At 47.2% G+C, this 1,336-nt stretch carries 1 pseudogene; it reads right to left on the reverse strand.

The window, feature by feature from the left end:
- Positions 1–129: 129 nt before the first annotated feature.
- Positions 130–1,196: pseudogene (locus IEX60_RS24685) on the reverse strand (IS3 family transposase); the annotation flags it as partial.
- Positions 1,197–1,336 lie beyond the last annotated feature (140 nt).

Genomic DNA, 1,336 nt, shown 5'->3' on the forward strand with positions numbered 1-1,336 from the left:
TGTAATGCTCCCTCAGCTAGCTACATCCAAAACTAAAAAATTCCAATCAGATTTGTTGTTGTTGTTGTCCTGTTGTAATGTGGGAAACTGGCGTTGGCCATTGAGTGTTGGGAGTTTTCCATATTTCAACAGGAATTCTATCGGCGTCAGGTTTCCTAATGCCGAATGCGGTCTTTCGTTGTTGTACATCCAGGCCCAGGCATTCGCATATTTCCGGATCGCCGACAAGTTATCGAACATATAACTATCCAGCACATCTTGCCGGAAAGTCCTATTGAAACGTTCGATCAGACTGTTCTGCGTGGGTTTCCCGGGCTGAATAAACTCCCATTCTATGCTGTGTTCGCAACACCACTCCATCATCGCTGCAGACATGAATTCCGGCCCATTATCCGATCTGATCTTATCGGGCTTGCCCCGCCACTGGACCAGCTTCTCCAATTCCCGGATCACCCTGTGGGACGGAAGGCTGGTATCCACCGTAATAGAAAGTGCTTCACGATTGAAATCATCAATCACGTTCAATGTCCGGATCGTCTTGCCACCCGATAGCGTATCGTGCATGAAATCCAGGCTCCAGGTGATGTTCGGTCCGATTGGACATAGCAAAGGAGCCTTCACGCGCGCCGGCAAACGCTTTTTCCGTTTATTCCGCAAGTTCAGTCTCATAGCAGTATAAATACGGTAAACCCGCTTATGATTCCACATATAATTCAACTTTCGCAACCGGTGGTACATCATTCTGAAACCCCATGTGCGGTGAAGATCGGCTAAGACCGACAATTGTTCAATCACCTCGCTGTCATCACTGCGCTTGGCACGGTAATAATAAACTGAGGTGCTGATACAAAACAACATACAGGCCTGACGAAGGCTTAACTTAAACTCCTCACGGGCATAGCCCACCAACTCACGCTTCTCGCCAGGCCCTAAAGCTTTTTTTCTATAACGTCCTTCAAAACCGTGTTCTGAAGTGTCAGCTCGGCAACAATCTTCTTGTACTGTGCCAGCTCTTTTTCCATCTCTTTCAACTGCTTGAGCTGGGAAATGTCCATCCCGGAATACTTGGTCTTCCAAGAATAAAACGTCCCTTGGCTGATGCCGTGCTCACGGCAAATATCCGCAACCGATAACCCCGCCTCCTGCTGTGACAGAATCTTGATGATCTGCGACTCGCTGAACTTACTTTTTTTCATTGTCCCTAAATTATAAAAACTACGTTAATAATCGTAGCTAATTTCAGGGAGCATTACACCACCACGGGCGGGTCGAAAAAGGTGCAGTTCTTCACTTTCGTGCTTTCCCGTTCGCGTTACAAATACGTGTTCTTCTCGGA

It is taken from the genome of Parapedobacter defluvii (assembly GCF_014642075.1).
In the GTDB taxonomy this organism is placed as follows: domain Bacteria; phylum Bacteroidota; class Bacteroidia; order Sphingobacteriales; family Sphingobacteriaceae; genus Parapedobacter; species Parapedobacter defluvii.